General features: G+C 53.3%; 20 protein-coding genes, 1 tRNA gene, 1 rRNA gene and 1 pseudogene. 3 read left to right on the top strand and 20 right to left on the bottom strand.

Annotated features, from left to right (window positions below; genetic code table 11):
- Positions 1-71: 71 nt before the first annotated feature.
- Together AA74_RS0113500 and rrf are read left to right on the top strand one after the other, a co-directional pair.
- Positions 72-147 (top strand) — tRNA-Thr (locus AA74_RS0113500).
- A gap of 43 nt (positions 148-190) precedes the next feature.
- Positions 191-306, top strand: a 5S ribosomal RNA gene (gene rrf, locus AA74_RS0113495).
- A 106-nt stretch (positions 307-412) separates the two neighbouring features.
- On the opposite strand, the gene AA74_RS0113490 is transcribed toward rrf, so the two are convergent.
- The 7 genes from AA74_RS0113490 to AA74_RS0113460 all read right to left on the bottom strand — a co-directional run bounded on the left by AA74_RS0113490 (position 413) and on the right by AA74_RS0113460 (position 9830).
- Positions 413-1171 (bottom strand): amino acid ABC transporter ATP-binding protein, encoded by a 759-nt coding sequence (locus AA74_RS0113490; protein WP_008502871.1) that lies wholly within the window; start codon positions 1169-1171, stop codon positions 413-415.
- A gap of 7 nt (positions 1172-1178) precedes the next feature.
- The gene (locus AA74_RS0113485; protein ID WP_025912573.1) at positions 1179-2282 is read right to left on the bottom strand and encodes an amino acid ABC transporter permease; all 1104 of its coding nucleotides are present in this window, start codon (positions 2280-2282) and stop codon (positions 1179-1181) included.
- Between the two features lie 9 nt (positions 2283-2291).
- Positions 2292-3473 carry an amino acid ABC transporter permease gene (locus AA74_RS0113480; protein ID WP_025912572.1) on the bottom strand — a complete coding sequence of 394 codons (1182 nt, stop codon included), beginning with the start codon at positions 3471-3473 and terminating at the stop codon, positions 2292-2294.
- A 67-nt stretch (positions 3474-3540) separates the two neighbouring features.
- Positions 3541-4566, bottom strand: a complete 1026-nt coding sequence (locus AA74_RS0113475; protein WP_021242295.1) for an amino acid ABC transporter substrate-binding protein — start codon at positions 4564-4566, stop codon at positions 3541-3543.
- 473 nt (positions 4567-5039) lie between these two features.
- The gene (locus AA74_RS0113470; RefSeq protein ID WP_008502867.1) at positions 5040-5261 is read right to left on the bottom strand and encodes a lipoprotein; all 222 of its coding nucleotides are present in this window, start codon (positions 5259-5261) and stop codon (positions 5040-5042) included.
- A gap of 304 nt (positions 5262-5565) precedes the next feature.
- Positions 5566-8679, bottom strand: coding sequence for an efflux RND transporter permease subunit (locus tag AA74_RS0113465; protein ID WP_023294691.1), 3114 nt, complete (start codon positions 8677-8679; stop codon positions 5566-5568).
- A gap of 11 nt (positions 8680-8690) precedes the next feature.
- Positions 8691-9830, bottom strand: a complete 1140-nt coding sequence (locus AA74_RS0113460) for an efflux RND transporter periplasmic adaptor subunit (RefSeq protein WP_021242293.1) — start codon at positions 9828-9830, stop codon at positions 8691-8693.
- Between the two features lie 388 nt (positions 9831-10218).
- On the opposite strand from AA74_RS0113460, the gene envR reads away from it, so the two are divergent.
- A complete protein-coding gene (gene envR / locus AA74_RS1000000122955; protein ID WP_008502864.1) occupies positions 10219-10938 on the top strand; it encodes an acrEF/envCD operon transcriptional regulator in 720 nt (239 codons plus the stop codon).
- Here envR and AA74_RS01000000122185 read toward each other — a convergent pair.
- The 13 genes and pseudogenes from AA74_RS01000000122185 to msrP all read right to left on the bottom strand — a co-directional run bounded on the left by AA74_RS01000000122185 (position 10854) and on the right by msrP (position 22715).
- Positions 10854-12931, bottom strand: a pseudogene (locus AA74_RS01000000122185) (putative bifunctional diguanylate cyclase/phosphodiesterase). The gene envR and the pseudogene AA74_RS01000000122185 overlap by 85 nt on opposite strands.
- A 138-nt stretch (positions 12932-13069) precedes the next feature.
- Positions 13070-13234 carry a DUF2556 family protein gene (locus AA74_RS0113450; protein ID WP_008502862.1) on the bottom strand — a complete coding sequence of 55 codons (165 nt, stop codon included), beginning with the start codon at positions 13232-13234 and terminating at the stop codon, positions 13070-13072.
- A 177-nt stretch (positions 13235-13411) separates the two neighbouring features.
- Complete coding sequence (fis, locus tag AA74_RS0113445) at positions 13412-13708, bottom strand: DNA-binding transcriptional regulator Fis (RefSeq protein ID WP_000462905.1); 297 nt, start codon at positions 13706-13708, stop codon at positions 13412-13414.
- Between the two features lie 23 nt (positions 13709-13731).
- Complete coding sequence (dusB, locus tag AA74_RS0113440; protein WP_008502861.1) at positions 13732-14697, bottom strand: tRNA dihydrouridine synthase DusB; 966 nt, start codon at positions 14695-14697, stop codon at positions 13732-13734.
- 330 nt (positions 14698-15027) lie between these two features.
- Entirely contained in the window at positions 15028-15768 is a 741-nt protein-coding gene (locus AA74_RS0113435; protein WP_025912571.1) for a carbonic anhydrase, read from the bottom strand.
- 127 nt (positions 15769-15895) lie between these two features.
- Positions 15896-16777 (bottom strand): 50S ribosomal protein L11 methyltransferase, encoded by an 882-nt coding sequence (gene prmA, locus AA74_RS0113430; RefSeq protein ID WP_008502859.1) that lies wholly within the window; start codon positions 16775-16777, stop codon positions 15896-15898.
- 11 nt (positions 16778-16788) lie between these two features.
- Positions 16789-18240, bottom strand: coding sequence for a sodium/pantothenate symporter (gene panF, locus AA74_RS0113425; RefSeq protein ID WP_008502858.1), 1452 nt, complete (start codon positions 18238-18240; stop codon positions 16789-16791).
- Positions 18230-18472, bottom strand: a complete 243-nt coding sequence (locus tag AA74_RS0113420; protein WP_021242290.1) for a YhdT family protein — start codon at positions 18470-18472, stop codon at positions 18230-18232. Before AA74_RS0113420 ends, panF begins: the two co-directional genes overlap by 11 nt.
- Before the next feature lie 108 nt (positions 18473-18580).
- Positions 18581-19930 (bottom strand): acetyl-CoA carboxylase biotin carboxylase subunit, encoded by a 1350-nt coding sequence (gene accC, locus AA74_RS0113415; RefSeq protein WP_003860388.1) that lies wholly within the window; start codon positions 19928-19930, stop codon positions 18581-18583.
- A 10-nt stretch (positions 19931-19940) separates the two neighbouring features.
- Entirely contained in the window at positions 19941-20405 is a 465-nt protein-coding gene (gene accB / locus AA74_RS0113410; protein WP_008502856.1) for an acetyl-CoA carboxylase biotin carboxyl carrier protein, read from the bottom strand.
- 21 nt (positions 20406-20426) lie between these two features.
- Positions 20427-20879 (bottom strand): type II 3-dehydroquinate dehydratase, encoded by a 453-nt coding sequence (gene aroQ, locus AA74_RS0113405; RefSeq protein ID WP_008502855.1) that lies wholly within the window; start codon positions 20877-20879, stop codon positions 20427-20429.
- A 234-nt stretch (positions 20880-21113) separates the two neighbouring features.
- Positions 21114-21713 (bottom strand): protein-methionine-sulfoxide reductase heme-binding subunit MsrQ, encoded by a 600-nt coding sequence (gene msrQ, locus AA74_RS0113400; protein WP_008502854.1) that lies wholly within the window; start codon positions 21711-21713, stop codon positions 21114-21116.
- Entirely contained in the window at positions 21714-22715 is a 1002-nt protein-coding gene (msrP, locus tag AA74_RS0113395; protein WP_025912570.1) for a protein-methionine-sulfoxide reductase catalytic subunit MsrP, read from the bottom strand.
- Positions 22716-22745 lie beyond the last annotated feature (30 nt).

The following is a 22745-nucleotide window of genomic DNA, read 5'->3' as shown; positions in this document are numbered from 1 at the left end:
CCGTAGCGCCGATGGTAGTGTGGGGTCTCCCCATGTGAGAGTAGGGAACTGCCAGGCATCAAATTTAGCGTGCTGATATGGCTCAGTTGGTAGAGCGCACCCTTGGTAAGGGTGAGGTCCCCAGTTCGACTCTGGGTATCAGCACCACTTTATACTTAGGTTAAAGTTCGGCAAGAAGTAAAAGAATTTGTCTGGCGGCTTTAGCGCGGTGGTCCCACCTGACCCCATGCCGAACTCAGAAGTGAAACGCCGTAGCGCCGATGGTAGTGTGGGGTCTCCCCATGTGAGAGTAGGGAACTGCCAGACATCAAATAAGTGAGAAGGCCATCCGAAAGGATGGCCTTTTTGCGTTATGATTCTCGTGAAAACGGTAGGCCCGGTAAGCGCAGCGCCACCGGGCAAAAAGATCTGATTAATGAATCACCTGCGACAGGAATGCTCGCGTACGTTCTGACTTCGGATGCGCAAAGAACTCATCCGGCGGCGCCTGCTCAACAATCTCCCCACGATCCATAAAGATCACCCGGTCAGCCACGGTTCGCGCGAACCCCATCTCATGCGTGACACACAGCATGGTCATGCCGGATTGTGCCAGTCCAATCATGGTATCCAGAACCTCCTTCACCATTTCCGGATCGAGGGCTGATGTCGGTTCATCAAACAGCATAATTTTCGGTTTCATACACAGTGAACGGGCGATAGCCACACGCTGCTGCTGTCCACCCGATATCTGACCAGGAAACTTATTGGCATGCTCTGCGATACGTACACGCTCCAGATAGTGCATTGCCAACGCCTCGGCTTCCTTTTTCGGCATCTTTCGTACCCAAATCGGTGCGAGCGTACAGTTCTGCAGAACGGTCAGGTGCGGAAAAAGATTAAAGTGCTGAAATACCATTCCCACTTCCTGACGCACGCGTTCGATATTGCGGATATCTTCATTCAGCTCGATACCATCAACCACGATGCGTCCTTGCTGATGCTCTTCAAGGTGGTTAATACAGCGAATGGTTGTGGATTTCCCGGAGCCGGACGGGCCGCACAGGACGATGCGCTCTCCCTGCTTGACCTTAAGATTAATATCCTTCAGGACATGAAACTGTCCGTACCATTTGTTCACGTCTTCCAGCGTAATCATCGCGTCGGCGGGTGTCATAGTTATTTGGCTCATATTTTCCTCAGTGCGGTGTACGCCCGGTGTTAAAGCGCTTTTCCAGATGCTGGCTGTAGCGCGACATGCTAAAACAAAAGATCCAGTAGATCAGGGCAGCAAAGACATATCCTTCGGTGGACATGCCCAGCCAGACAGGGTCAACGGTAGCCTGTTGCACGCTGCTAAAGAGATCGAACAATCCGATGATGATCACCAGGCTGGTATCCTTGAAGAGGGCAATGATCGTATTGACCAGGCCCGGAATGACCAGCTTGAGTGCCTGGGGAAGAATGACCAGCCCCTGGGTTTTCCAGTAGCCGAGCGCCAGTGATTCCGCCGCTTCGTACTGGCCTTTAGGCAACGCCTGCAGACCACCGCGCACCACTTCAGCGACATAGGCGGACTGGAAGAGGATCACCCCGACCAGGGCACGGATCAGTTTGTCGATCGTTGTTCCTTCTGCCATAAATAGCGGCAGCATGACCGATGACATAAACAGAACGGTGATAAGCGGTACGCCGCGCCAGAACTCAATGAAGATAACGGAGAGCACGCGAACGATCGGCATTTTTGAACGCCGTCCGAGGGCAAGTAAAATCCCCCACGGCAGAGCACCGGCTATCCCCACTGACGCGATAATCAACGTCAGCGTCAGTCCGCCCCACTGGCGTGTTTCAACGCGTTCCAGCCCCAGAAAACCGCCATACAAGAGCACCCAGACAATAATTGGATAAACCACCGCCCAGACGGCAATATAGCGTCCACGATGAGGCAGCTTTTTCCAGAACATGACTGCGACAGAGAGCAGGCCTATAACCAGCGCGAGATTAATCCGCCAGCGCTGTTCGTGGGGATACAATCCATACATGAACTGACCGAAACGTTCATGAATAAACACCCAGCAGGCACCGGCTTTTGTACAGTCAGCTCGGGTTGAACCGACCCAGTTGGCCTGTAAAAACGCCCAGCTCAGCAGGGGAGGAATCAATTCCCACATGAGCCACAGGCAGACAATCGTCAGCAGGCTATTACTCAAGCTGGAGAACAGATTCTTTCGCGCCCAGAGAATGAAACGTCCACCTGTCGAGTTGGCAGGGCGCGAGGCGTGCGACAGTATCGCTTTTGTCATCATAGATCCTTAGCGCTCGACCAGTGCTATACGACGGTTATAGAGGTTCATCAGCAGTGAAATTACCAGGCTGATGATGAGATAGACAGACATGGTGATGGCGATGGTTTCAATGGCTTGTCCGGTCTGGTTAAGCACGGTTCCGGCGAAGAGGGACACCATATCCGGGTAACCAATAGCGGCGGCCAGCGACGAGTTTTTGACAATGTTGAGATACTGGCTGGTCAGCGGCGGAATGATGACCCGCAACGCCTGCGGAATAATGACCTGACGAAGCGTCACCGTATGCGGTAATCCTAGTGAGCGTGCCGCTTCGTGTTGCCCGTGCGGGACGGCCTGGATCCCGGCACGAATAATCTCAGCGATAAAGGCTGAGGTATAAATCGATAGCGCCAATGTCAGGGCCGCCAGTTCAGGAATTAACACCATTCCACCCTGGAAGTTAAAGCCTCGCAGATGGGGAACATCCCAGTGCAACGCGGCGCCAAACAGCCAGTGTGCCACTAGCGGCAGGCTAACGATCAGGATGACTGCGGTGGGCCAGGTTCTACGAAGCTGACCGGTTTTGATCTGATGCTTGCGGTTAAAACGGAATACCCCAGCGGAGAGGGCAAGCGCTATCACAATCGCGCCGATGAAAGCGTACAGTCCTTCGCCCGGCTGAGGAGAAGGAATGGACAACCCACGGTTACTCAGGAAAAACAGCTCAAACGCGTCGACGGCCTGACGGGGACCAGGAAGGTTACGCAGTACGGCGAAATACCAGAAGAAGATCTGCAGCAGCGGGGGGATATTGCGGAACGTCTCGATATAAATCGTCGACAGTTTCCGCAGGAGCCAGTTTTCTGAAAGACGTGCCAGGCCAATAAAGAAGCCCAGTATCGACGCGAAGACGATACAAAGCGCCGATACCAACAGCGTATTCAGTAAACCGACCACGAATACGCGTCCGTACGTGTCACCTTCCTGGTAATCAATAAGATGCTGAACAATGCCAAAGCCCGCGCTGCGATCCAAAAACGCAAAACCGGAGGTAATGCCGCGATTGTTCAGGTTGGTGATGGTGTTGTGGATGAGATACACGGCGATGAGAACAACCGCAACAATAGCAATAATCTGGAATAGCCAGGCGCGGACCGCGGGATGAGAAAAGGATAGCGATCCTTTTACGGCTGAGCGGCGATGGGACATAAAGAAACCTCAGTAACCATGACTCTGGAGTGGGCACTGCATGCGCAGTGCCCGTTACAGCTATGACTTAACGTACTGGTGGCGCGTACTGAATACCGCCGTTGTTCCAGAGATTGTTCTGGCCGCGTTTGATCTTCAGCGGGCTTTCCGATCCCACGTTGCGTTCAAAGATCTCAGAGTAGTTGCCCACCTGTTTGATGATGTTGTAGGCCCACTTGTTATCCAGCTTCAGATCCTTGCCGAAATCGCCTTCTTTACCCAGCAGGTGCGCCATATCCGGGTTAGATGGGTTAGCCGCTTTCTCATCCACGTTTTTCGAGTTGATGCCCATCTCTTCTGCGTTCAGCATGGCAAACAGCGTCCAGCGAACAATAGAGAACCAGTCTTCATCGCCGCGACGAACGACAGGGCCGAGAGGTTCTTTGGAGATCACTTCAGGCAGGACAATCCACTCTGCCGGATTGCTCAGCTTAATGCGTAAGGCATACAGCTGTGACTGGTCAGAGGCCAGCGTGTCGCAACGGCCGGATTCCAGCGCTTTAGCCGACTCATCCGAGCGGTCAAATGTTACTGGCGTGTATTTCATGTTATTTGCTTTGAAATAATCGGCGACATTCAGCTCGGTATCGGTGCCCGCCTGAATACAAACGGTCGCACCATCCAGCTCTTTGGCGCTTTTCAGGCCTGCTTTATTGTGGGTCAGGAAGCCGATCCCGTCATAATAGGTCACGCCCGTAAATGACATCCCCATACCCGCGTCGCGGGAGGAGGTCCAGGTGGTATTACGGGAGAGCATGTCAACCTCGCCGGACTGCAGTGCCGTAAAGCGTTCTTTTGCCGTCAGCGGGGTATATTTTACCTTGCTGTCATCGCCAAAAACGGCGGCGGCAACACCGCGGCAGACATCTACATCAATACCGGTAAATTTGCCGTTCGCATCGGCATAAGAGAAGCCAGGCAAACCGTCACTGATACCACATTGAACAAAACCTTTCTTTTTAACGGCATCCAGTGTCGTTCCCGCATGGGCTTGACCGGCTACGGCAAACATCATGCCTGCAGCGGCCAGGCTGGCTATCATCGTCTTTTTCATAATGCTTCCTGTGTGGCGAAATTTATCGTTATAGAGGCGTTTTTAAACGCTTTACCTGTCTGTGGCTTTGGCCAACGTTTATAAAGCAAACGTAATGCCAGTTTTGCGTTCGGCAAAATAAGAGATGAGTGAACGCTTAATGCTGAGTGTAGACAGGCTTAAATAAAACGAGCGCCCTGAAACGGTGCGAAATTACAACCTGTGCCACAAATTGGAGCAAAAGTTTTGAGTCGCGCCAGAAAAAAGAAGAGATAGTTTCCAGAGTGAATATTGGCAGGATATTCAATAATATTAATGTGTGAAAATCATCACAATAGAACAGGTAATTTAAAAAAGTGTACGAAAAAGATGTGACTGGCTTCAGGCTGAAATGAAAGGCACGAATAAATACGGGGCTATTTTTTTACTTCTTTGAAAATAGTGCACTGATTAAAAGCAAAAGCGCGGCCAGAGCCGCGCTTTCTTAACTGATGTTACTTCGTCAGGGCAACAATACCCAGCGTCAAGCCCGCCACTGCGGCAGCGCCGCCAGCGATAGCACCTGCTGTTTCCCAGTTGTCCTGGGTGGTGCCTTTCATACAGGTATTGGTATGAACCAGTCGGCCCTGGTCGTCGTAAACCGGTACACATGGAGAGTCGTGCGCGCAACCAGCAAGCAGCGCAGCGAGTAGTGCAACGGAAATGAATCTTTTCATGATGTTACCTCAGTATTATTTCTCGTCCGCTATAAAGCCAGGAGGGCAATTAACGAACTGGAGGTTATTTTACCACCGGGGTAAGTCCGCGTTACACGAGGAATAATCTCAAATTATGTAGTTTGTAAAAATCGTGGAGAAAAATCGATTTCCGGACGAATTAATGGAGACATTATGAAGGGGTAAGAGAGTGTTTTTACTTAATGCAAATCACTGTATTTTTAACATGGCTTTCGCTTAATGCCTAATTCATTGTTTATGTTAAAAATAAAAAAGGCACCAGAGGTGCCTTTTTAGGGAAATGTTAATCTTTATGGCGGGTAAAGCGTCGACGAACAACCACAAAGAAGACGGGCACGAAGAAAATCGCCAGAAGCGTTGCGGAAAGCATTCCCCCCATCACACCCGTACCGACGGCGTTTTGCGCACCGCTCCCGGCTCCGGTACTGATCACCAGCGGCATGACGCCAAGGATAAAGGCCAGGGAGGTCATCAGGATCGGTCGAAGGCGCATCCTTGACGCTTCAAGCGTAGCTTCAATGATGCCTTTACCTTCTTTCTCCATCAGGTCTTTAGCAAATTCGACGATCAGGATGGCGTTTTTCGCCGACAGACCAATTGTGGTCAGCAGGCCGACCTGGAAATAGACGTCATTGTTTAACCCGCGCAGCGAGGCTGCGAGAAGGGCCCCGATGACCCCCAACGGCACAACCAGCATAACGGAGAACGGAATGGACCAGCTTTCATACAGCGCTGCCAGACACAAGAACACCACGATCAGTGAAATGGCGTACAGTGCAGGCGCCTGGTTACCCGAAAGTCGCTCCTGGTAAGACATTCCCGTCCAGTCATAACCGATGCCGGAAGGCAATTTTGCCGCGAGGCTTTCCATCATAGCCATGGCCTCACCGGTACTTTTACCCGGGGCTGATTCGCCGAGGATCTCCATCGAAGGCATTCCGTTGTAGCGCTCCAGACGAGGTGAACCATAAACCCAGTGAGCGTTGCTAAAGGCTGAGAACGGCACCATTTCCCCGTTCGCGCTGCGCACATAAAGGTTGTTAATATCCCCTGGCAACATACGGAATTTCGCGTCGGCCTGTACATAGACTTTTTTCACGCGGCCATGATCGATAAAGTCATTCACATAGGTGCCCCCTAAGGCCGTCGAAATCGTCTGGTTGACGTCAGAAAGACTGACGCCCAGCGCCTGTGCTTTCTCCTGATCGACATCCAGTTTGAACTGAGGCGTATCTTCAAGACCGTTTGGGCGTACGCGCACCAGCAGGTCAGGATGCTCTTTCACCATGCCGAGCAGCTGGTTACGCGCCTGCGTCAGCTGGGTATGCCCCAGGTTTGCCTGATCGATAAGTTCAAAGTCGAAGCCCGTTGCGGTACCTAACTCAATAATAGCGGGCAGGTTAAACGGGAATACAAGGCCGTCTTTAATCTGACTGAAAGCTTTTGTCGCGCGACCCACAATGGCTTCAACGCCATTTTCCGCCCCAGGACGCTCTTCCCAGGGCTTCAGGCTGATGAAGGCAATACCGGAGTTCTGACCCTGGCCGCTAAAGCTAAAGCCGTTTACGGTAAAGACGGATTCAACATTTGCTTTCTCTTTGTTCAGGTAGTAGTCCTGAACCTGGTCGAGAACCTGCTGAGTACGCGTCTGGGTTGCCCCCGCCGGGAGCTGAACCATCGTCATAAACACCCCCTGATCCTCTTCGGGGAGGAAGGAGGTGGGTAAGCGCAGGAAGAGCACCGCCATTCCACCGACAATAATGACGTACACCAACAGATAGCGTCCGGTCTTGCGCAAGATACCGCTCACGCTGTTACTGTAGTGCTCAACGCTCTTATCAAAGAGCGCATTAAACCAGCCGAAGAAACCCCCTTTTTTCTCATGATGATCGGCTGAAACAGGCTTAAGCAACGTTGCACAGAGCGCTGGCGTCAGGATTAGCGCAACCAGTACTGACAATGCCATAGCGGAAACGATAGTTAGCGAGAACTGGCGATAGATCGCCCCCGTCGAGCCGCCAAAAAAGGCCATCGGGATAAAGACCGCCGAGAGCACCATGGCGATCCCCACCAGTGCCCCCTGGATCTGTCCCATCGATTTCTGCGTAGCCTCTTTCGGCGGCAGCTTGTCCTCGACCATGACGCGTTCAACGTTCTCAACGACCACGATAGCGTCATCAACCAGCAGACCTATCGCCAGCACCATGCCGAACATTGTCAGGGTATTGATGGAGAAACCGAACGCCGCCAGAACCGCGAAGGTACCCAGCAGAACGACCGGAACCGCGATAGTCGGGATGAGCGTTGCCCGCAGGTTTTGCAGGAACAAGTACATAACCAGGAAGACGAGAATAATCGCTTCAAACAGGGTCTTCACCACTTCGTGGATGGAGATTTTCACAAACGGTGTGGTGTCATAGGGGTAGACGACTTTTAGCCCCTGCGGGAAGAACGGCTGCAGTTGTGCCAGCTTGCTCTTGATGGCTGCCGCTGTATCCAGCGCATTTGCCCCGGTTGCCAGCTTAATCCCCAGGCCGGTTGCCGCCTGCCCGTTGATTTTTGTCACCATGTTGTAGTTTTCGCCACCCAGCTCAATGCGAGCCACATCCTTCAGATGCACCATCGAGCCGTCCTGGTTCACCTTGAGCGTCACGCGGCCAAACTCTTCCGGTGATTTCAGGCGGGTTTGCGCGATGATCGAGGCATTCAGCTGCTGTCCTGGGATGGATGGCGTCCCGCCCAACTGGCCTGCCGCTATCTGGTCGTTCTGCGTTTTCAGCTGGTTGATAATATCCAGCGGCGTCAGCTGGTATTTGTTCATCGCATTGCTGTCGAGCCAGATACGCATCGCATATTGGGCGCCGAACAGCTGCACGTCACCGACACCAGACGTTCGGCTGATGGCATCTTTGACGTTCGAGGCAACATAGTCGGAGATGTCATTCTGCGTGAGGTTTTTGTTGTCTGAAACAAAACCGGCGACCAGCAGGAAGCTACTGCTGGACTTCTCAACGCCAATCCCTTGCTGCTGCACCTCTTGCGGCAGCAGCGGCATGGCGAGCTGTAGCTTGTTCTGCACCTGCACCTGGGCGATGTCCGGATCGGTTCCGGACTCGAAGGTCAGGGTGATGGTGACGTTACCCGCTGAATCGCTGGTGGAGGACATATACATCAGGTTATCGATACCGTTCATGTTCTGTTCGATAACCTGGGTCACGGTATCCTGCACCGTTTGAGCATCTGCTCCCGGGTAGGTCGCGGATATCGCCACGGCGGGAGGCGCAATGGTCGGATACTGTGCGACGGGAAGTTTGAGAATGGCTAGCCCACCAGCAATCATCAAAATGATGGCAAGTACCCAGGCGAAAACCGGTCTCTGAATAAAGAAATTAGCCATGTCGTCGTCCCTTAACTGGCTGGAGCGGTGGTGGTATCAGGCGTAGCGACGACGGTTACGCCCGGTCTGACCTTTTGTAGCCCGCTGACAATCACGCGGTCACCGTTTTTCAGCCCTTCCGTCACCAGCCAGCGGTCGCCAATCGCCTGAGGCGCAACGACGGTGCGAGACTCAACCTGGTTTTTATCGTTCACCACCATCACGGTGGCATCGCCTCGCGGCGTACGAGTCACGCCTTGTTGGGGAACCAGAATCGCATCCGGCTGCGTACCTTCATCAATCCGGGCGCGAACGAACATACCCGGTAACAGCAGATGTTGAGGATTCGGGAAAATGGCGCGCAGGGTAATCGAGCCGGTACTTTGATCCACCGTGACGTCTGAGAACTGCAATGTGCCCTTCAGCGGATAGGGCTGCCCGTTCTCCATCAGTAGCTCAACGCTGCTGGCGGTATCGCCTTTTTGCAGGCTCGTCTGCTTCAGGCGCAAAAAATCATTACTGGACTGGGTGACATCGACATACATCGGATCAAGCTGCTGAACCGTTGCCAGCGCCGCTGCCTGCCCGTTGGTGACCAGCGCCCCTTCCGTTACGCTGGATTTACCGATGCGACCATCAACGGGCGATGTCACTTTGGTATAGGCAAGGTTGATGCGCGCGCTTTCAACGCCCGCTTTGGCGGCGACGACGCTGGCGTCTGCCTGCTGGGCCGTGGCCACGGCCTGGTCATACTCCTGCTTGCTGACATACTGTGTACCGACCAGCGGGAGATAACGTTTCACCGTCAGGTGAGCAATATTGGCCGCCGCCTGGGCCTTCGCCAGCTCGCCTTTGGCGTTGTCGTAAGCCGCCTGATAGGTTGCAGGATCAATCTGGTAAAGCGAATCTCCAGCTTTTACATCGCTGCCCTCCGTGAAGTTGCGACGCAGGATAATACCGCTAACCTGCGGACGAACCTCTGCAACGCGGAACGCATCTGTTCTGCCCGGGAGTTCAGTGGTGACAGCCAGCGGTGCGCTTTTCACAATATGCACACTGACCTGGGGAGCCTGCGGATGTTGTTGTTGGTTTTCCTGGCCATCGCATCCTGAGAGCAGCACAGCGCAGACAATGAAACCGGCTAAGGGTAAGCGTCTGAAATGATTCGTCATTACTGTTCCTTTAAATACCCGGTAACCGATATTTAGCGTGAATCGGTAGCAGGGGCAGCGGGATAAAAAAATAAAATGTAGCTGCGTATAATAATGAGGGTATTTAATGTTTTTTAATTTATAAGTGCGAATGGCAAGGTCTGAGCAGAAAAATCAGAATCAGACTCGGTTTATTTCTCTGTCTTCTTCCGGCAAGCTAATCAGTTAAATAGCGCTTAATGTGCCTCATTTATTCATGGCATGAATTTAAACTTAAATATGTATTTAGCTAAACTATAAATTAAGAAGATTGACTTTTTTTGTGCAAAACTAAAACGGGAATTGGTGAATACTTTCGTTCTCCTGACCTGTGTTACGTATAAACTTTGTGAGTAGCGAGTCGTTGTCTATGGCGCGGAAAAAGAAAGAAGAAGCTCAACAAACCCGGCAGCAGTTGATTGAGGCGGCTATCGGGCAGTTTGCGACGCGTGGCGTAGCCAACACCACGCTGACGGACATCGCGGATGCTGCAAATGTGACGCGCGGTGCAATCTATTGGCACTTCACCAGTAAAGCTGAAATATTTAATGCCATCTGGGAGCAGCAATTACCGCTTCGCGACATTATTCGCGACAGGCTTTCCCTTTCCGAAGGTGATGATCCATTGTTAATACTTCGTGAGCAATTTATTACTGCGTTGCAGTATATTGCGCGTGAGCCTCGACAATGCGCACTTTTACAAATTTTGTATCATAAATGTGAATTTAGCAGTGACATGATTTCAGAGAGAGACATCAGAAAACGGATTGGATTCAATTATGACACGCTGCGTGCCTCGCTGGAGGCCTGTATTTCACGGAACATCATTTCGCCAAAGGTAAATGTTGATCTGACCTTGATCGTATTCCACGGCTTTTTTAGCGGAATAATTAAAAACTGGTTAATGAATAACGAAAGTTTCAATCTTTATCAGCAGGCACCCGCCCTGGTCGATAGCATTCTGGCGACACTCCCTGTCATTCGCGTATCGCCTCATGATGATGCTTACAGCCCTGCGCCAGGTAGCATCTCCCCTCGCGCACAAAGCGCCTCTATGGTTTGCGCGCTGACGGGTTTACCTAACAGATAACCCTGAAGGGTGTTGCAGCCCAACTCGGTCAAAAAGGCCTGCTGTGCTTCGGTTTCTACGCCTTCAGCCACGACTTTCAGATTGAGTGTTTTGGCGAGGGCCACAATCGCGGAGACAATGGTGGCATCCTCGCTTTCTCCGCTGAGCTCTTTCACGAACGCCCTGTCGATTTTCAATTCACAGGCGGGTAAGCGCTTGAGGTACAGCAGGCTTGAATAGCCGGTGCCAAAATCATCAATAGAGGCCTTGACGCCCGCTTCCGTCAGCTCTGTCAGCACCCGTACACTTTCATCCGGGTTGCTCATGGCCGTGGTTTCCGTCACCTCCAGGATCAACATTTCTGGTGGCACATGATGAAGTGCCAGGCAGTTGAGAACCGTGTTGACCAGCGAAGGCTGTTCAAACTGCAGCGTCGACAGGTTTACCGCCATTGACCAGCTTTGATGTCCCTGAAGATGCCATTCACGCAGCTGGCGACAGGCTTCATTAATTACCCAGTTGCCGATAGGGATAATCAGCCCCGTTTTCTCCGCCAGCGGCAGGAAAAGGTCCGGGGTCAGTAACCCCTGCTTAGGATGCTGCCAGCGCAATAACGCCTCAAATCCAAGGAGAGGGCCGGCGGGGGCGTGAAATTTTGGCTGATACAGCAGGCGGAGCTCATTGCGATCGATCGCCATCCACAGATCGTTCATTAACTGAAGGTGGGTCTGCGCCAGCGTATTCATCGAGGGCTGGAAAAAGTGGTAACCGTTCCGGCCCATATGCTTGGTATGGTACATCGCCGCATCGGCGTTAAACATGAGCTCACGTTCGGTTTTGCCGTCGTGAGGATACAGCGCGATCCCAATGCTGAGGGTGACCATCAGTTCATAGTGGTCGAGGTTGAACGGGCTATCGATCGCGCGCACCAGCGAATTCGCCAGGGAGGCCGCATCGTCCGGGCCTTCCCCCTCAGCCAGCAGAACAAACTCATCACCGCCGATACGTGCCAGGGTGAACTGGCCCTTCAGGAGATGCAGCAGGCGCTCCGTTACGGCAATCAGCAGCTTGTCACCGACATCATGGCCGTAAGCGTCATTGATGGCTTTAAAGCCGTCGAGATCCATGAACATCAGGGCAAAATGGGTTCCCTCGCGATCGGCTTTGCTGATGGCCTGATCGAGTCGGTCTTCCAGCAGGATACGGTTGGGCAGCCGCGTCAGGGTATCGTGCAGGGCCAGCTGTGCGAGTTCCCGGTTAGCTTCTGCAAGGGACGAGGCCAGAAGGGCGGTACGCGCCTGAAGGCGGGCGTCCAGCATTGATACCAACAGGGTAATCCCAAGAATAGAGAGCGCGACAACGCTCACCAGCACCGCCAGCCAGCTCCCGTTAATACCCTCATGGTGAACCATTGTGGACATCGGAAACTGTGCGGCTTTCATCCCGGCGTAGTGCATCCCGGCAATGGCTATGCCCATGGTGATGGCGGCACCCGTGCGCATCAGCACGACCTGCGCGGCGTCGTGACGCAGGCGGAAGGTCAGCCATAATACCGCGAGTGAAGCGGCAAGCGCAATGGCGACCGAAATGGCCACCCAGACCTTATCCCAGATAATCCCGGGCATCACTTCCAGCGCGGCCATGCCGGTGTAATGCATGGCAACAATACCGCTTCCCATCACCAGCGCACCGGGCAGCAGACGGCGCAAGCGTAATTGATCGCAGCTCACGAGCCAGAGCGCGAACAGTGACGATCCGACGGCGATGACCATGGATAACGCCGTCAGGCTGGCGTTGTAGCTCATGCTCATGGAGAGATCCATCGCCAGCATGCCGATAAAATGCATGGCCCACACGCCGATGCCCATTGCAATACCGCCGCCAGCCAGACGCGGGCAGCTACACCCTCACTCCCGGCGACACGTGCCGCCATATTCAGTGCGGTATACGCCGCAAGGATGGCAACAACAAAGGAGAGGACAACAAGGATATGGTTGTATTGGCTGACCAGCATGGACGGTTCTACTCGAGTGTGGGGTTACGCTAGAGCGGTTGAGAAGGGCGAGACATTATCACCGTCGGGTAATGGCTCAAAGGGATTTAAATCCCCGTTTTTAGTGGGTAATCACGGGGAGTTTGCGCAATCAGGCGGCTAGTCGAGCTCTGAACAGTTTACGAGTTTCAGGGGATTCACGGAGTTCATATTGCGACACTTATCGGTTTCGGTGCTCATCAGTTCAATCCACTGCATCAGAAGTGCATCGAAAATCAGAACGGAGATTGCAAAAACAACCAGCCACCAGTATTTACGAATCATTGTGTCATTCCGCGAGAAGAGCGCCAGTAAAGTGGGGGAAATATACACCAAAAGCGGCGGTTTTAAAGCGGGATAAGTGAAGGTTTACAAAGCGTTGACGGAGTGAAGCAGGGAATAAAAAAGGCGCTTCCCCATGCCGAAGAGCGCCTTTTTAAACAAGCATTTAACTGATTAGTATCAGTTCATGCCGTATTTTTTCAGTTTCTTACGCAGAGTACCACGGTTGATACCCATCATCAGCGCAGCGCGGGTTTGGTTACCGCGGGTGTATTGCATCACCATGTCCAACAGTGGCTGTTCAACTTCAGCCAGTACCAGCTCATACAGGTCATTAACATCCTGACCGTTCAGTTGAGCAAAATAGTTCTTCAGTGCCTGTTTAACCGAGTCACGCAGGGGCTTTTGAGTTACCTGATCCTGAGAGTTAACGGTAGAAACGGTCAGTACGTCAGAATTTACGCGTTGTTCGAACATAGTTCTGTCAGCTCTTTATTTCATTACGCAAGATTTTCGAAGTATGCCTCCAACGCCTCCAGCTGTTCGCTGGCATCCTCAATGGCGTTGAATGTGCGCCGAAACTGGTCATCTGGAGCGTGCTCCTGGAGATACCAGGAAACGTGTTTACGCGCAATTCGGTACCCTTTCGCCTGACCGTAGTGGTCATGCAGTTCCCGAACATGCGAACAAAGCAAGCGCTTAACCTCTGCCAGAGGCAGGGGAGCAAGCAGCTCTCCAGTGTCCAGATAATGCTGGATTTCCCGAAAGATCCAGGGTCTTCCCTGAGCGGCACGTCCTATCATCAGAGCATCAGCTCCCGTATAGTCGAGCACCGCTCTGGCTTTAAGCGGGTCAGTTATGTCGCCATTCGCGATAATCGGAATGGAAACTTTCTGCTTAACTGCCCGAATGCTGTCGTATTCAGCTTCACCGTTGAACAAACAGGCGCGCGTGCGTCCATGAATGGTCAGGGCCTGAATGCCACAGTCTTCGGCCAGTTGGGCAATCTCTACACAGTTACGGTGTTCCGGCGACCAACCCGTGCGAATCTTTAACGTAACAGGAACGTCCACTGCGCTGACAACCGCCGTCAGGATAGCTTTCACCTGGTCGGGGTATTGCAGAAGGGCTGAACCTGCAAGCTTGCGATTCACTTTTTTGGCCGGGCACCCCATATTGATATCAATAATCTGGGCACCACTTTCCACGTTGATACGCGCGGCATCTGCCATCTCTTCAGGCACGCTTCCGGCAATTTGCACGGTGCGAATACCGGGTTCATCAATGTGCACCATCCGAAGGCGGGATTTATCGCTTTCCCAAACCTGCGGGTTAGACGACATCATCTCGGATACGGTTAAACCGGCTCCCATCTCATAGCACAGCGTCCTGAACGGCCGGTCGGTAATACCTGCCATAGGGGCTGCGATCAGGCGATTTCTAAGCTGGTGGTGTCCGATGCGCATGAGTTAAGAAATGACCATACTGTGACTGCAAGGCGGCGTATATTACGCATTTTTTGCACGAGATGAAAGGCCAAACTTTGAACAATCCACTGTTGTAGATCAAGGAATCGCCGCTCAATCTTTCCGTTAAGAATTATTCACTATTTAAATCATTGTGTTAGGCAGGAATGGCTATTTTATGAGCGCTTACAATTTCCCGTAACTTCTCATCATTTCTGAATAAATGGCTTACCTGAGCGGGATAATCTGCTGTTTTTAGCAGCAGATTTTCCCTCTTCTTTGCGATCTGCGTCGCATTTTAGAACATGATCTTAAGACTCAGAATGGGCGTTATTCGACCACAACGCGCCCATGCAGAGACTGTACCGGACGGTTATTATCGTGATGCATGGTATGGGTAAATTTCTCAAGCTGTTCTGCTGAGACGGTTAACGGCTGTTTGAGCACGATCCAGGTGACCCCTTCAGAACACGGTGGCGTGGTCAGAGATCCGCTAAAGCGCCAGTAGGTTTTCACCTTCGGCAGCAGCTTGTTCAGGTTGAGATCCTTCTCAATGAAGACGTTCTGTTCAGCCTGCTGCGGCATCACGCTCCACAGCTTATCCAGCTCCGGATTCGCAGCCCCTTTATCAAACATGACGGCTACCACGGTCAGCTCACCTGCGCTGTTTTTATGTACCAGATGCATCTCCATCGCGTACTTCTTGCCGTGCACGGTGTTTTCGCTTGGTGCATGGAAGTGGAACTGCTGGAGCGTCCAGGTTTGCTTGTCCAGAGTGATGGTGTCACGGGTGTCAGCCTGTTCGCTAGCCTGAATGGTATGGCCATTATTGGTCAGCGTTACAGGACCATCAATGTAGTGTGTTTGCAGCGGGGAGAGATGGGCGTTAGCGGTCGAATCAATATTTATCGGAGACTGGTTCATCCCGCTCTGGCAGGTCTTGTAGGCCTCGTCCAGTTCACCCCAGTGTTCCGGTGAACCTTCCCCTTCATAGCCCCAGTGTGATGCGAATGCTGAAGCCGAAACCATGCTCAGCGCAAACAGCGCTGCCTTGCCTGTAATGTGTTTCATCATATTCTTCCGGTGAATTTTTTAATACAAATCAACATGATTTGTGGGGTTATTTTACCGAAGAATGGCAGAGGGAGAGAGGATTATCAGAGGAAGAGGGGCGTGGTCAGAGGACCACGCCAAATGCTTATTTTTTACGACCGGTAATACGGCACCACTCTTCTTTCTCCACCACCGGGTCGAGAGCGAAAAGATCGGCGTAGGCTTCACACACGCTGTCTGCCTGGCTTGCCAGGATACCCGAAAGTCCCAGCAGACCGCCCTCAACGGGCAGCACGCTGATTAACGGAGCCAGCTCGCGCAATGGGCCCGCCAGAATGTTTGCAACCACCACATCGGCTTTCATGGCTTCTGGCTGCGCATCCGGCAGATACAGCTCCAGTCGATCGGAAACGCCGTTGCGCTCGGCGTTGTCGCGACTGGCCTGAATGGCCTGCGGATCGATATCGATCCCGATAGCTTTTGCCGCGCCCAGTTTCAGGGCGGCAATCGCAAGGATCCCGGATCCACAGCCGAAGTCGATCACCGTCTTACCATCCAGATCGAGACCATCCAGCCACTGCAGGCACAGGGAGGTCGTTGGATGGGTGCCGGTACCAAACGCCAGACCCGGATCGAGCATGACGTTAACCGCGTTTTCATCAGGAACCTCGCGCCAGCTTGGGCAGATCCACAGACGCTTGCCGAACTGCATCGGGTGGAAGTTATCCATCCATTCGCGTTCCCAGTCTTTGTCTTCCAGCTGTTCGATTTTGTGCGCAAAGCCCGCGCCCAGCAGAGGGTGGTTTTCCAGAATCGCGACGACCTCTTTCATGTCGGTTTCAGCATCGAACAGGCCAATCACGTCGGTATCGCCCCACAGGCGGGTTTCGCCCGGCAGCGGTTCAAAGACCGGCGTGTCATGCGTGTCCTGGAAGGTGATAGAGACCGAGCCGGCCTCCATCAGCGCATCGCTCAGCTCTTCGGCGTTCGCGCCGGTTGTATTCAGTTTTAGTTGGATCCACGGCATGGCAAAACTCTTTATTTATCAGTAGAAATCATAGCGGGCTGTGGGACGGGCTGACCGAAACGGTTCCCCACCACAAACGCCAGTAAACTTAGCAGTAACGAAGGCACAATCGGATGGAAGCCCAGGTACTGGATCTTAAACGTTGCGAGGACGGCGTACAGCACGCCGCCAACAATCATCGCGCTCAGCGCACCGGCAGCATTTGCGCGTTCCCAGTAGAGCCCTAACACCAGCGGCCACAGGAATACCGCCTCAAGCCCACCAAATGCCAGCAGGTTCAGCCAGATGATCATCTCCGGCGGGCGCCATGCGGCTAACAGCAGCAACGCGCCTAGCACCAGCGTAATCACCGCCGACATATGCTTCAGGCGACGTTCATTTTCAACCTGCTCAGGGCGCAGGTTCAGATAGAGATCTTTAATGATCGTAGCGGAACTTTGCAGTAACTGAGCGTTGATGGTCGACATAATGGCGGCCATTGGCGCGGCGAGGAAAATCCCGGCGGCAAAGGGGGGCAGTACTTTGACCATCAGCGTCGGGATAACCAGATCCGGCACGGTAAGATCGGGGATTACCGCGCGCCCTAATGCCCCCGCCAGATGCATACCAAACATCAGGACAGCGACCACAATCGTCCCGATGATGATGCCCTTGTGAACGGCTTTGCTGTCTTTATAGGAGATACAGCGCACGGCGGTATGCGGCAGACCAATTACTCCGAAGCAGACTAACACCCAGAATGAGGTCATAAAGGTCGGAGAGAGGATATCATCTGCGCCCTGCGGCGAGACCAGTTTCGGGTCAATCGCTTCCAGGGTTTCCACCGCGTGAGTGAGTCCACCCGCCGCATGGACAATCCCCACCAGCAGAACGATCGTACCGATGAGCATCACCATTCCCTGCAGCGTATCGTTCAGCACGCTGGCGCGGAATCCGCCAAACGCAGTATAGAGCGCGATGCTTACCCCGAAGATGATGAGGCCTGTCTCGTAAGGGATGCCGGCCGCCGTTTCCAGCAGACGCGCACCGCCGATAAACTGTACGGTCATCGCACCGATAAACGCCACCAGCAGGCTCAAGCTCGCCAGCCACACCAGCAAGCGGCTCTGGTAACGGGCAAAGAGCATATCGTTGAGCGTCACGGCATTGTAACGGCGCGCCAGAATGGCAAATTTTTTACCCAGTATGCCCAGCGAGAGCCAGACGGCAGGCAGTTGGATCATCGCCAGCAAAACCCAGCCTAACCCGTATTTGTAGGCCGCACCGGGGCCGCCAATAAACGAGCTGGCGCTGATATAGGTCGCGGTCAGCGTCATTGCCAGCACAACGCCGCCCATCGAACGGCTGCCGAGGAAATACTCGTTCAGAAAGGCACCGGTCGTTCTTTTGCGCATGGCGTAAATGGACAATCCAAATACGACCAGCAGGTAAGCGACAAGCGGCAGAATGACTTCAAGCTGCATCATCGTCCTCCAGCGGAATATCCCGGTAGATAAATTTCACCATTGCCCAGCACAGCAGGATAAACACCAGCGGAACCAGCAGGCAGGCCAATTCGAACCAGTGCGGCAGGCCGGTGATGCCAATAGCAGAGTCTGGTAAGTAAGCGGTTACTAACCATGCAGCAAGATAGAGAAGGGTCAGCCACAGCGCCCAGCGCGCTTCTTTATGGGCCTGAACAAAACGTTTGTCCATTTTTTGTCCCTTGTGGATGAAGAAAGCGGGGATTGTACATGATGAGGCTTTCCAGGCCCCAGAAATAAAAAAGGCCGGATAATCCGGCCTTTTCACAACACAGGTCTCTTACTTCTCGTTCAGACCGAGTTTTTTCTCCAGATAGTGGATGTTGGTTCCACCATTCTGGAAGTGCTCGTCGCTCATGATGCGCATCTGCAGATCAACGTTGGTTTTGATTCCGTCGATGATCAGTTCCTGCAGGGCGTTCTTCATGCGGGCAATCGCCACGTCACGGTTTTCGCCGTAGCAGATGAGCTTGCCGATCATTGAGTCATAGTACGGCGGTACGGTGTAACCGGCGTAGATATGAGACTCCCAGCGCACGCCAAAGCCACCCGGCGCGTGGAAACGCGTGATTTTACCCGGGCTTGGCAGGAAGGTGTTCGGGTCTTCGGCGTTGATACGGCATTCTACCGCATGGCCTTTCACCACCACTTCTTCCTGCTTGATGGACAGCGGCTGACCGGCTGCGATACGCAGCTGCTCTTTAATCAGGTCAACGCCGGTGATCATTTCGGTAACCGGGTGTTCAACCTGAATACGGGTGTTCATCTCAATGAAGTAGAACTCGCCGTTTTCGAACAGGAACTCAAAGGTACCCGCTCCACGATAGCCGATATCGACACACGCTTTAGCGCAACGTTCGCCGATGTAGCGACGCAGTTCCGGAGTAATGCCCGGCGCTGGTGCTTCTTCGACCACCTTCTGGTGACGACGCTGCATGGAGCAGTCACGTTCAGCCAAATAGATCGCGTTACCCTGACCGTCAGCCAGCACCTGAATTTCGATGTGGCGTGGGTTTTCCAGGTATTTTTCCATGTACACCATGTCATTGCTGAAAGCGGCTTTCGCTTCTGCTTTGGTCATGGAGATGGACTGCGCCAGTTCAGCATCGCTGCGCACAACGCGCATACCGCGACCGCCGCCGCCGCCGGACGCCTTGATGATAACCGGGTAGCCAATGCGTTTAGCATGAGCACGGTTAGCATCCATGTCGTCGGTCAGAGGGCCGTCAGAGCCTGGTACGGTTGGTACACCGGCTTTTTTCATCGCGGTGATCGCAGACACTTTGTCGCCCATCAGGCGGATGGTGTCGGCTTTCGGGCCGATGAAGATAAAGCCAGAGCGTTCAACCTGCTCAGCAAAGTTGGCGTTCTCAGAGAGGAAGCCATAACCCGGATGAATTGCCACCGCGCCGGTGATTTCAGCGGCGCTGATGATAGCCGGGATGTTCAGATAGCTTTTTACGGACGGAGCCGGGCCAATACAGACCGTCTCATCCGCCAGCAATACGTGTTTTAAATCGCGATCCGCGCTTGAGTGCACAGCGACAGTCTTGATGCCCAGTTCTTTACAGGCACGAAGAATACGCAGTGCGATCTCGCCGCGGTTGGCGATAACAATTTTATCCAGCATGTACGCCTCGTTACTCGATGACGACCAGCGGCTCGTCAAATTCAACCGGCTGACCACTTTCGACCAGAATCGCTTTCACAGTACCTGATTTGTCTGCTTCGATCTGGTTCATCATTTTCATCGCTTCAACGATGCACAGGGTATCGCCTACGTTGACTTTCTGACCCACTTCGATGAACGCCTTCGCGTCCGGGCTCGGGGTGCGGTAGAAAGTACCAACCATTGGGGAACGTACGATGTGACCACTGATTTCTGCTGCAGCGGCAGGTGCGGCTTCAGCTGCTGCTGGTGCAACGGCTGCGGAGAGCGCAGGCTGCTGCACTGGCGCAGCGTAAGCTTGCTGCATTACCGGGAAGCTAGCGGCTGGGGCTGCACGGCTGATGCGTACAGACTCTTCGCCTTCAGAAATTTCCAGTTCGGAGATGCCTGATTCTTCAACCAGCTCGATCAGTTTTTTAATCTTACGAATATCCATGAGTGGGTTCCGTACTCTTGTTTAGTGTGATTGTGACAAGCGTTTTACCGCTGTCTGTAAAGCGTATGAATAGCCGTCTGCGCCCAGTCCACAGATAACGCCAGCAGCGATATCCGACAGATACGAATGGTGACGGAACGGCTCTCGGGCGTGCACGTTACTCAGGTGGATCTCGATAAACGGGATACTCACCGCAAGCAGTGCGTCGCGGATAGCAACACTGGTGTGCGTAAACGCGGCCGGATTGATCAGGATATAGTCCACATTGTCTTTAGCCTGATGAATACGGTCGATGATTGCGTACTCCGCGTTTGACTGAAAATGATCCAAATCCACATTCAGCGACGCTGCTTCCGTGCTCAAACGGTTAACAATTTCGCTTAATGTCAGCGTGCCGTACTTCTCCGGCTCACGGGTGCCGAGCATGTTCAGGTTCGGTCCGTTCAAAACTAAGATCTGGAACTTATCAGTCATTATGCTGCTATCTCCTGCGATTTTCGGGTAAAAAACAAAATATACCGTCGAAGCGCAAATGTCACCTTTTCAGAGGCCAAAAACCACTGTCAGGCGAACCAAGGTCGCACATTATAACGATTTCGTAGCATTTGGCAGCTAAATACTGGTCTTATCAGGGAAGATTATCAACCGCAATCCAAAAAAGATTTGCGGTTGAGAGGCAATCTGCGGGAAAACGCACAGTTTCGCGAACTATCGCAACCACTGGCGGAACTTCTTGTAACGCCATGCTAAAAGCGCCACGGCCGCCAGCGCGTAAAGGACCGGCTGCGGAGAGAGGATCTTCACCGACCACAGATAATGAATGGGTGCGAGGATCGCGACAAGATAGACGAAGTTATGTAGCAACTGCCAGCGACGGCCCAGCTTTCGCTGCGCATATTGCGTGGATGTCAGCGCTAACGCCAGTAAAATCACCCAGCTCACAATACCCAGCGTCAGATAAGGGCGCGTCACCAGTTCGCGGCCAAGCAGTGTCAGATTGTTAATTCCCAGTTCCAGCAGGGCATAGCTGGTCAGATGCAGCGTGGCCCAGGCAAAACACCATAGCCCCAAAAGCCGACGGGTGCGTATCAATAGTGGCTGTTTAGCGTAGCGCGCCAGCGGCGAGACGAGCAAGGTGGCCAGTAAAAATTTCAGAGCCATCCGACCGGTAAAATGCTGGATATCCTTGGCCGGATCGGCGCTAAAAAGCCCCTGGCTGGCGGCCCAGAACAGCCAGAGAAAGGGGAGTATTCCGGCTAAATGCAGCAGCACTTTCAGCCAGGTAATCTGTTTTGCCGTTAAACGCACTCAGAAGTTCTCCCGTAAATTGAGGCCACGGTACAGCGAGGCCACTTCATCCGCATAACCGTTAAACAGCAGCGTTGGCTGGCGCTTCACGTCCAGCGCGCCGCCGGAACCGATAAAACGCTCGGTCGCCTGCGACCAGCGCGGATGATCCACGTGCGGATTCACGTTGGCGAAGAAACCGTATTCGTCCGGAGCCGCCAGATTCCAGGTGGTTGGCGGACGCTCGCGGGTGAGCTTAATGCTGACGATAGACTTAATTCCTTTGAAACCGTATTTCCACGGCACGGTTAAACGGATGGGCGCGCCGTTCTGCGGCGGAAGCGCCTTGCCGTAAACGCCGACGGTCAGCAGCGTAAGAGGGTGCATGGCTTCGTCAAGGCGTAACCCTTCAACGTAGGGATACTCCAGCCCGCCGCCAATGAACCGGTCTTTCTGGCCCGGCATCTCGTCCGGCGCATACCGCGTCTGGAAAGCGACATATTTTGCGTTGCTGGTGGGCTCCACCATCGCCAGCAATTTATGCAGCGGGAAGCCGATCCAGGGCACCACCATCGACCAGGCTTCCACGCAGCGCATGCGGTAGATACGCTCTTCGAGCGGGAAACGGGTGGTCAGATCGTGGTGGTCCAGCGTCAGGGGTTTTGCCACTTCGCCGTCGATTTTCAGCGTCCACGGATCGGTTTTGAGACTACCGGCGTTGGCCGAAGGATCGGCCTTGTCGAGGCCAAATTCGTAGAAGTTGTTATAGCCCGTCACTTTATCTTCTGGTGTAAGCGTCAGTTTGTTCTGCCATTGGGCGGGTTTCGTAAAGGTGAGCGGGGCGCCGGAAGGGGCCTTCGGCCGATCGTTGCCTTTAAACCAGTCGAGCAGGTCAGCGTGAGCCGAAGGCGAGAGCGAGAGCGCGGTGGCGCTGATGCCAAGCATTTTCAGGATCTGGCGGCGCTGTAACATAAAGACAGACTCAGACGTTACGTCGGCTTCCGTCAGTTTTCGGTTTTTCATGGCATCCTCCGTCATGCGTTTTCCTAAGCA

It is taken from the genome of Enterobacter sp. 5-4, assembly GCF_000612205.1.
Lineage (GTDB): Bacteria > Pseudomonadota > Gammaproteobacteria > Enterobacterales > Enterobacteriaceae > Enterobacter > Enterobacter roggenkampii.
Note: the sequence above shows the minus strand (reverse complement) of the source record. Positions and strands in the feature narration are given on the sequence as shown.

What these genes read in the sequence shown, in the direction of transcription:
- accB (WP_008502856.1), bottom strand. Translation starts at nt 20,405, where the DNA reads ATGGATATTCGTAAGATTAAAAAACTGATCGAGCTGGTTGAAGAATCA.
- accC (WP_003860388.1), bottom strand. Translation starts at nt 19,930, where the DNA reads ATGCTGGATAAAATTGTTATCGCCAACCGCGGCGAGATCGCACTGCGT.
- envR (WP_008502864.1), top strand. Translation starts at nt 10,219, where the DNA reads ATGGCGCGGAAAAAGAAAGAAGAAGCTCAACAAACCCGGCAGCAGTTG.
- fis (WP_000462905.1), bottom strand. Translation starts at nt 13,708, where the DNA reads ATGTTCGAACAACGCGTAAATTCTGACGTACTGACCGTTTCTACCGTT.
- dusB (WP_008502861.1), bottom strand. Translation starts at nt 14,697, where the DNA reads ATGCGCATCGGACACCACCAGCTTAGAAATCGCCTGATCGCAGCCCCT.
- AA74_RS0113480 (WP_025912572.1), bottom strand. Translation starts at nt 3,473, where the DNA reads ATGTCCCATCGCCGCTCAGCCGTAAAAGGATCGCTATCCTTTTCTCAT.
- AA74_RS0113475 (WP_021242295.1), bottom strand. Translation starts at nt 4,566, where the DNA reads ATGAAAAAGACGATGATAGCCAGCCTGGCCGCTGCAGGCATGATGTTT.
- AA74_RS0113420 (WP_021242290.1), bottom strand. Translation starts at nt 18,472, where the DNA reads ATGGACAAACGTTTTGTTCAGGCCCATAAAGAAGCGCGCTGGGCGCTG.
- aroQ (WP_008502855.1), bottom strand. Translation starts at nt 20,879, where the DNA reads ATGACTGATAAGTTCCAGATCTTAGTTTTGAACGGACCGAACCTGAAC.
- AA74_RS0113485 (WP_025912573.1), bottom strand. Translation starts at nt 2,282, where the DNA reads ATGACAAAAGCGATACTGTCGCACGCCTCGCGCCCTGCCAACTCGACA.
- AA74_RS0113470 (WP_008502867.1), bottom strand. Translation starts at nt 5,261, where the DNA reads ATGAAAAGATTCATTTCCGTTGCACTACTCGCTGCGCTGCTTGCTGGT.
- AA74_RS0113490 (WP_008502871.1), bottom strand. Translation starts at nt 1,171, where the DNA reads ATGAGCCAAATAACTATGACACCCGCCGACGCGATGATTACGCTGGAA.
- AA74_RS0113465 (WP_023294691.1), bottom strand. Translation starts at nt 8,679, where the DNA reads ATGGCTAATTTCTTTATTCAGAGACCGGTTTTCGCCTGGGTACTTGCC.
- panF (WP_008502858.1), bottom strand. Translation starts at nt 18,240, where the DNA reads ATGCAGCTTGAAGTCATTCTGCCGCTTGTCGCTTACCTGCTGGTCGTA.
- AA74_RS0113435 (WP_025912571.1), bottom strand. Translation starts at nt 15,768, where the DNA reads ATGAAACACATTACAGGCAAGGCAGCGCTGTTTGCGCTGAGCATGGTT.
- msrP (WP_025912570.1), bottom strand. Translation starts at nt 22,715, where the DNA reads ATGAAAAACCGAAAACTGACGGAAGCCGACGTAACGTCTGAGTCTGTC.
- AA74_RS0113460 (WP_021242293.1), bottom strand. Translation starts at nt 9,830, where the DNA reads ATGACGAATCATTTCAGACGCTTACCCTTAGCCGGTTTCATTGTCTGC.
- prmA (WP_008502859.1), bottom strand. Translation starts at nt 16,777, where the DNA reads ATGCCGTGGATCCAACTAAAACTGAATACAACCGGCGCGAACGCCGAA.
- AA74_RS0113450 (WP_008502862.1), bottom strand. Translation starts at nt 13,234, where the DNA reads ATGATTCGTAAATACTGGTGGCTGGTTGTTTTTGCAATCTCCGTTCTG.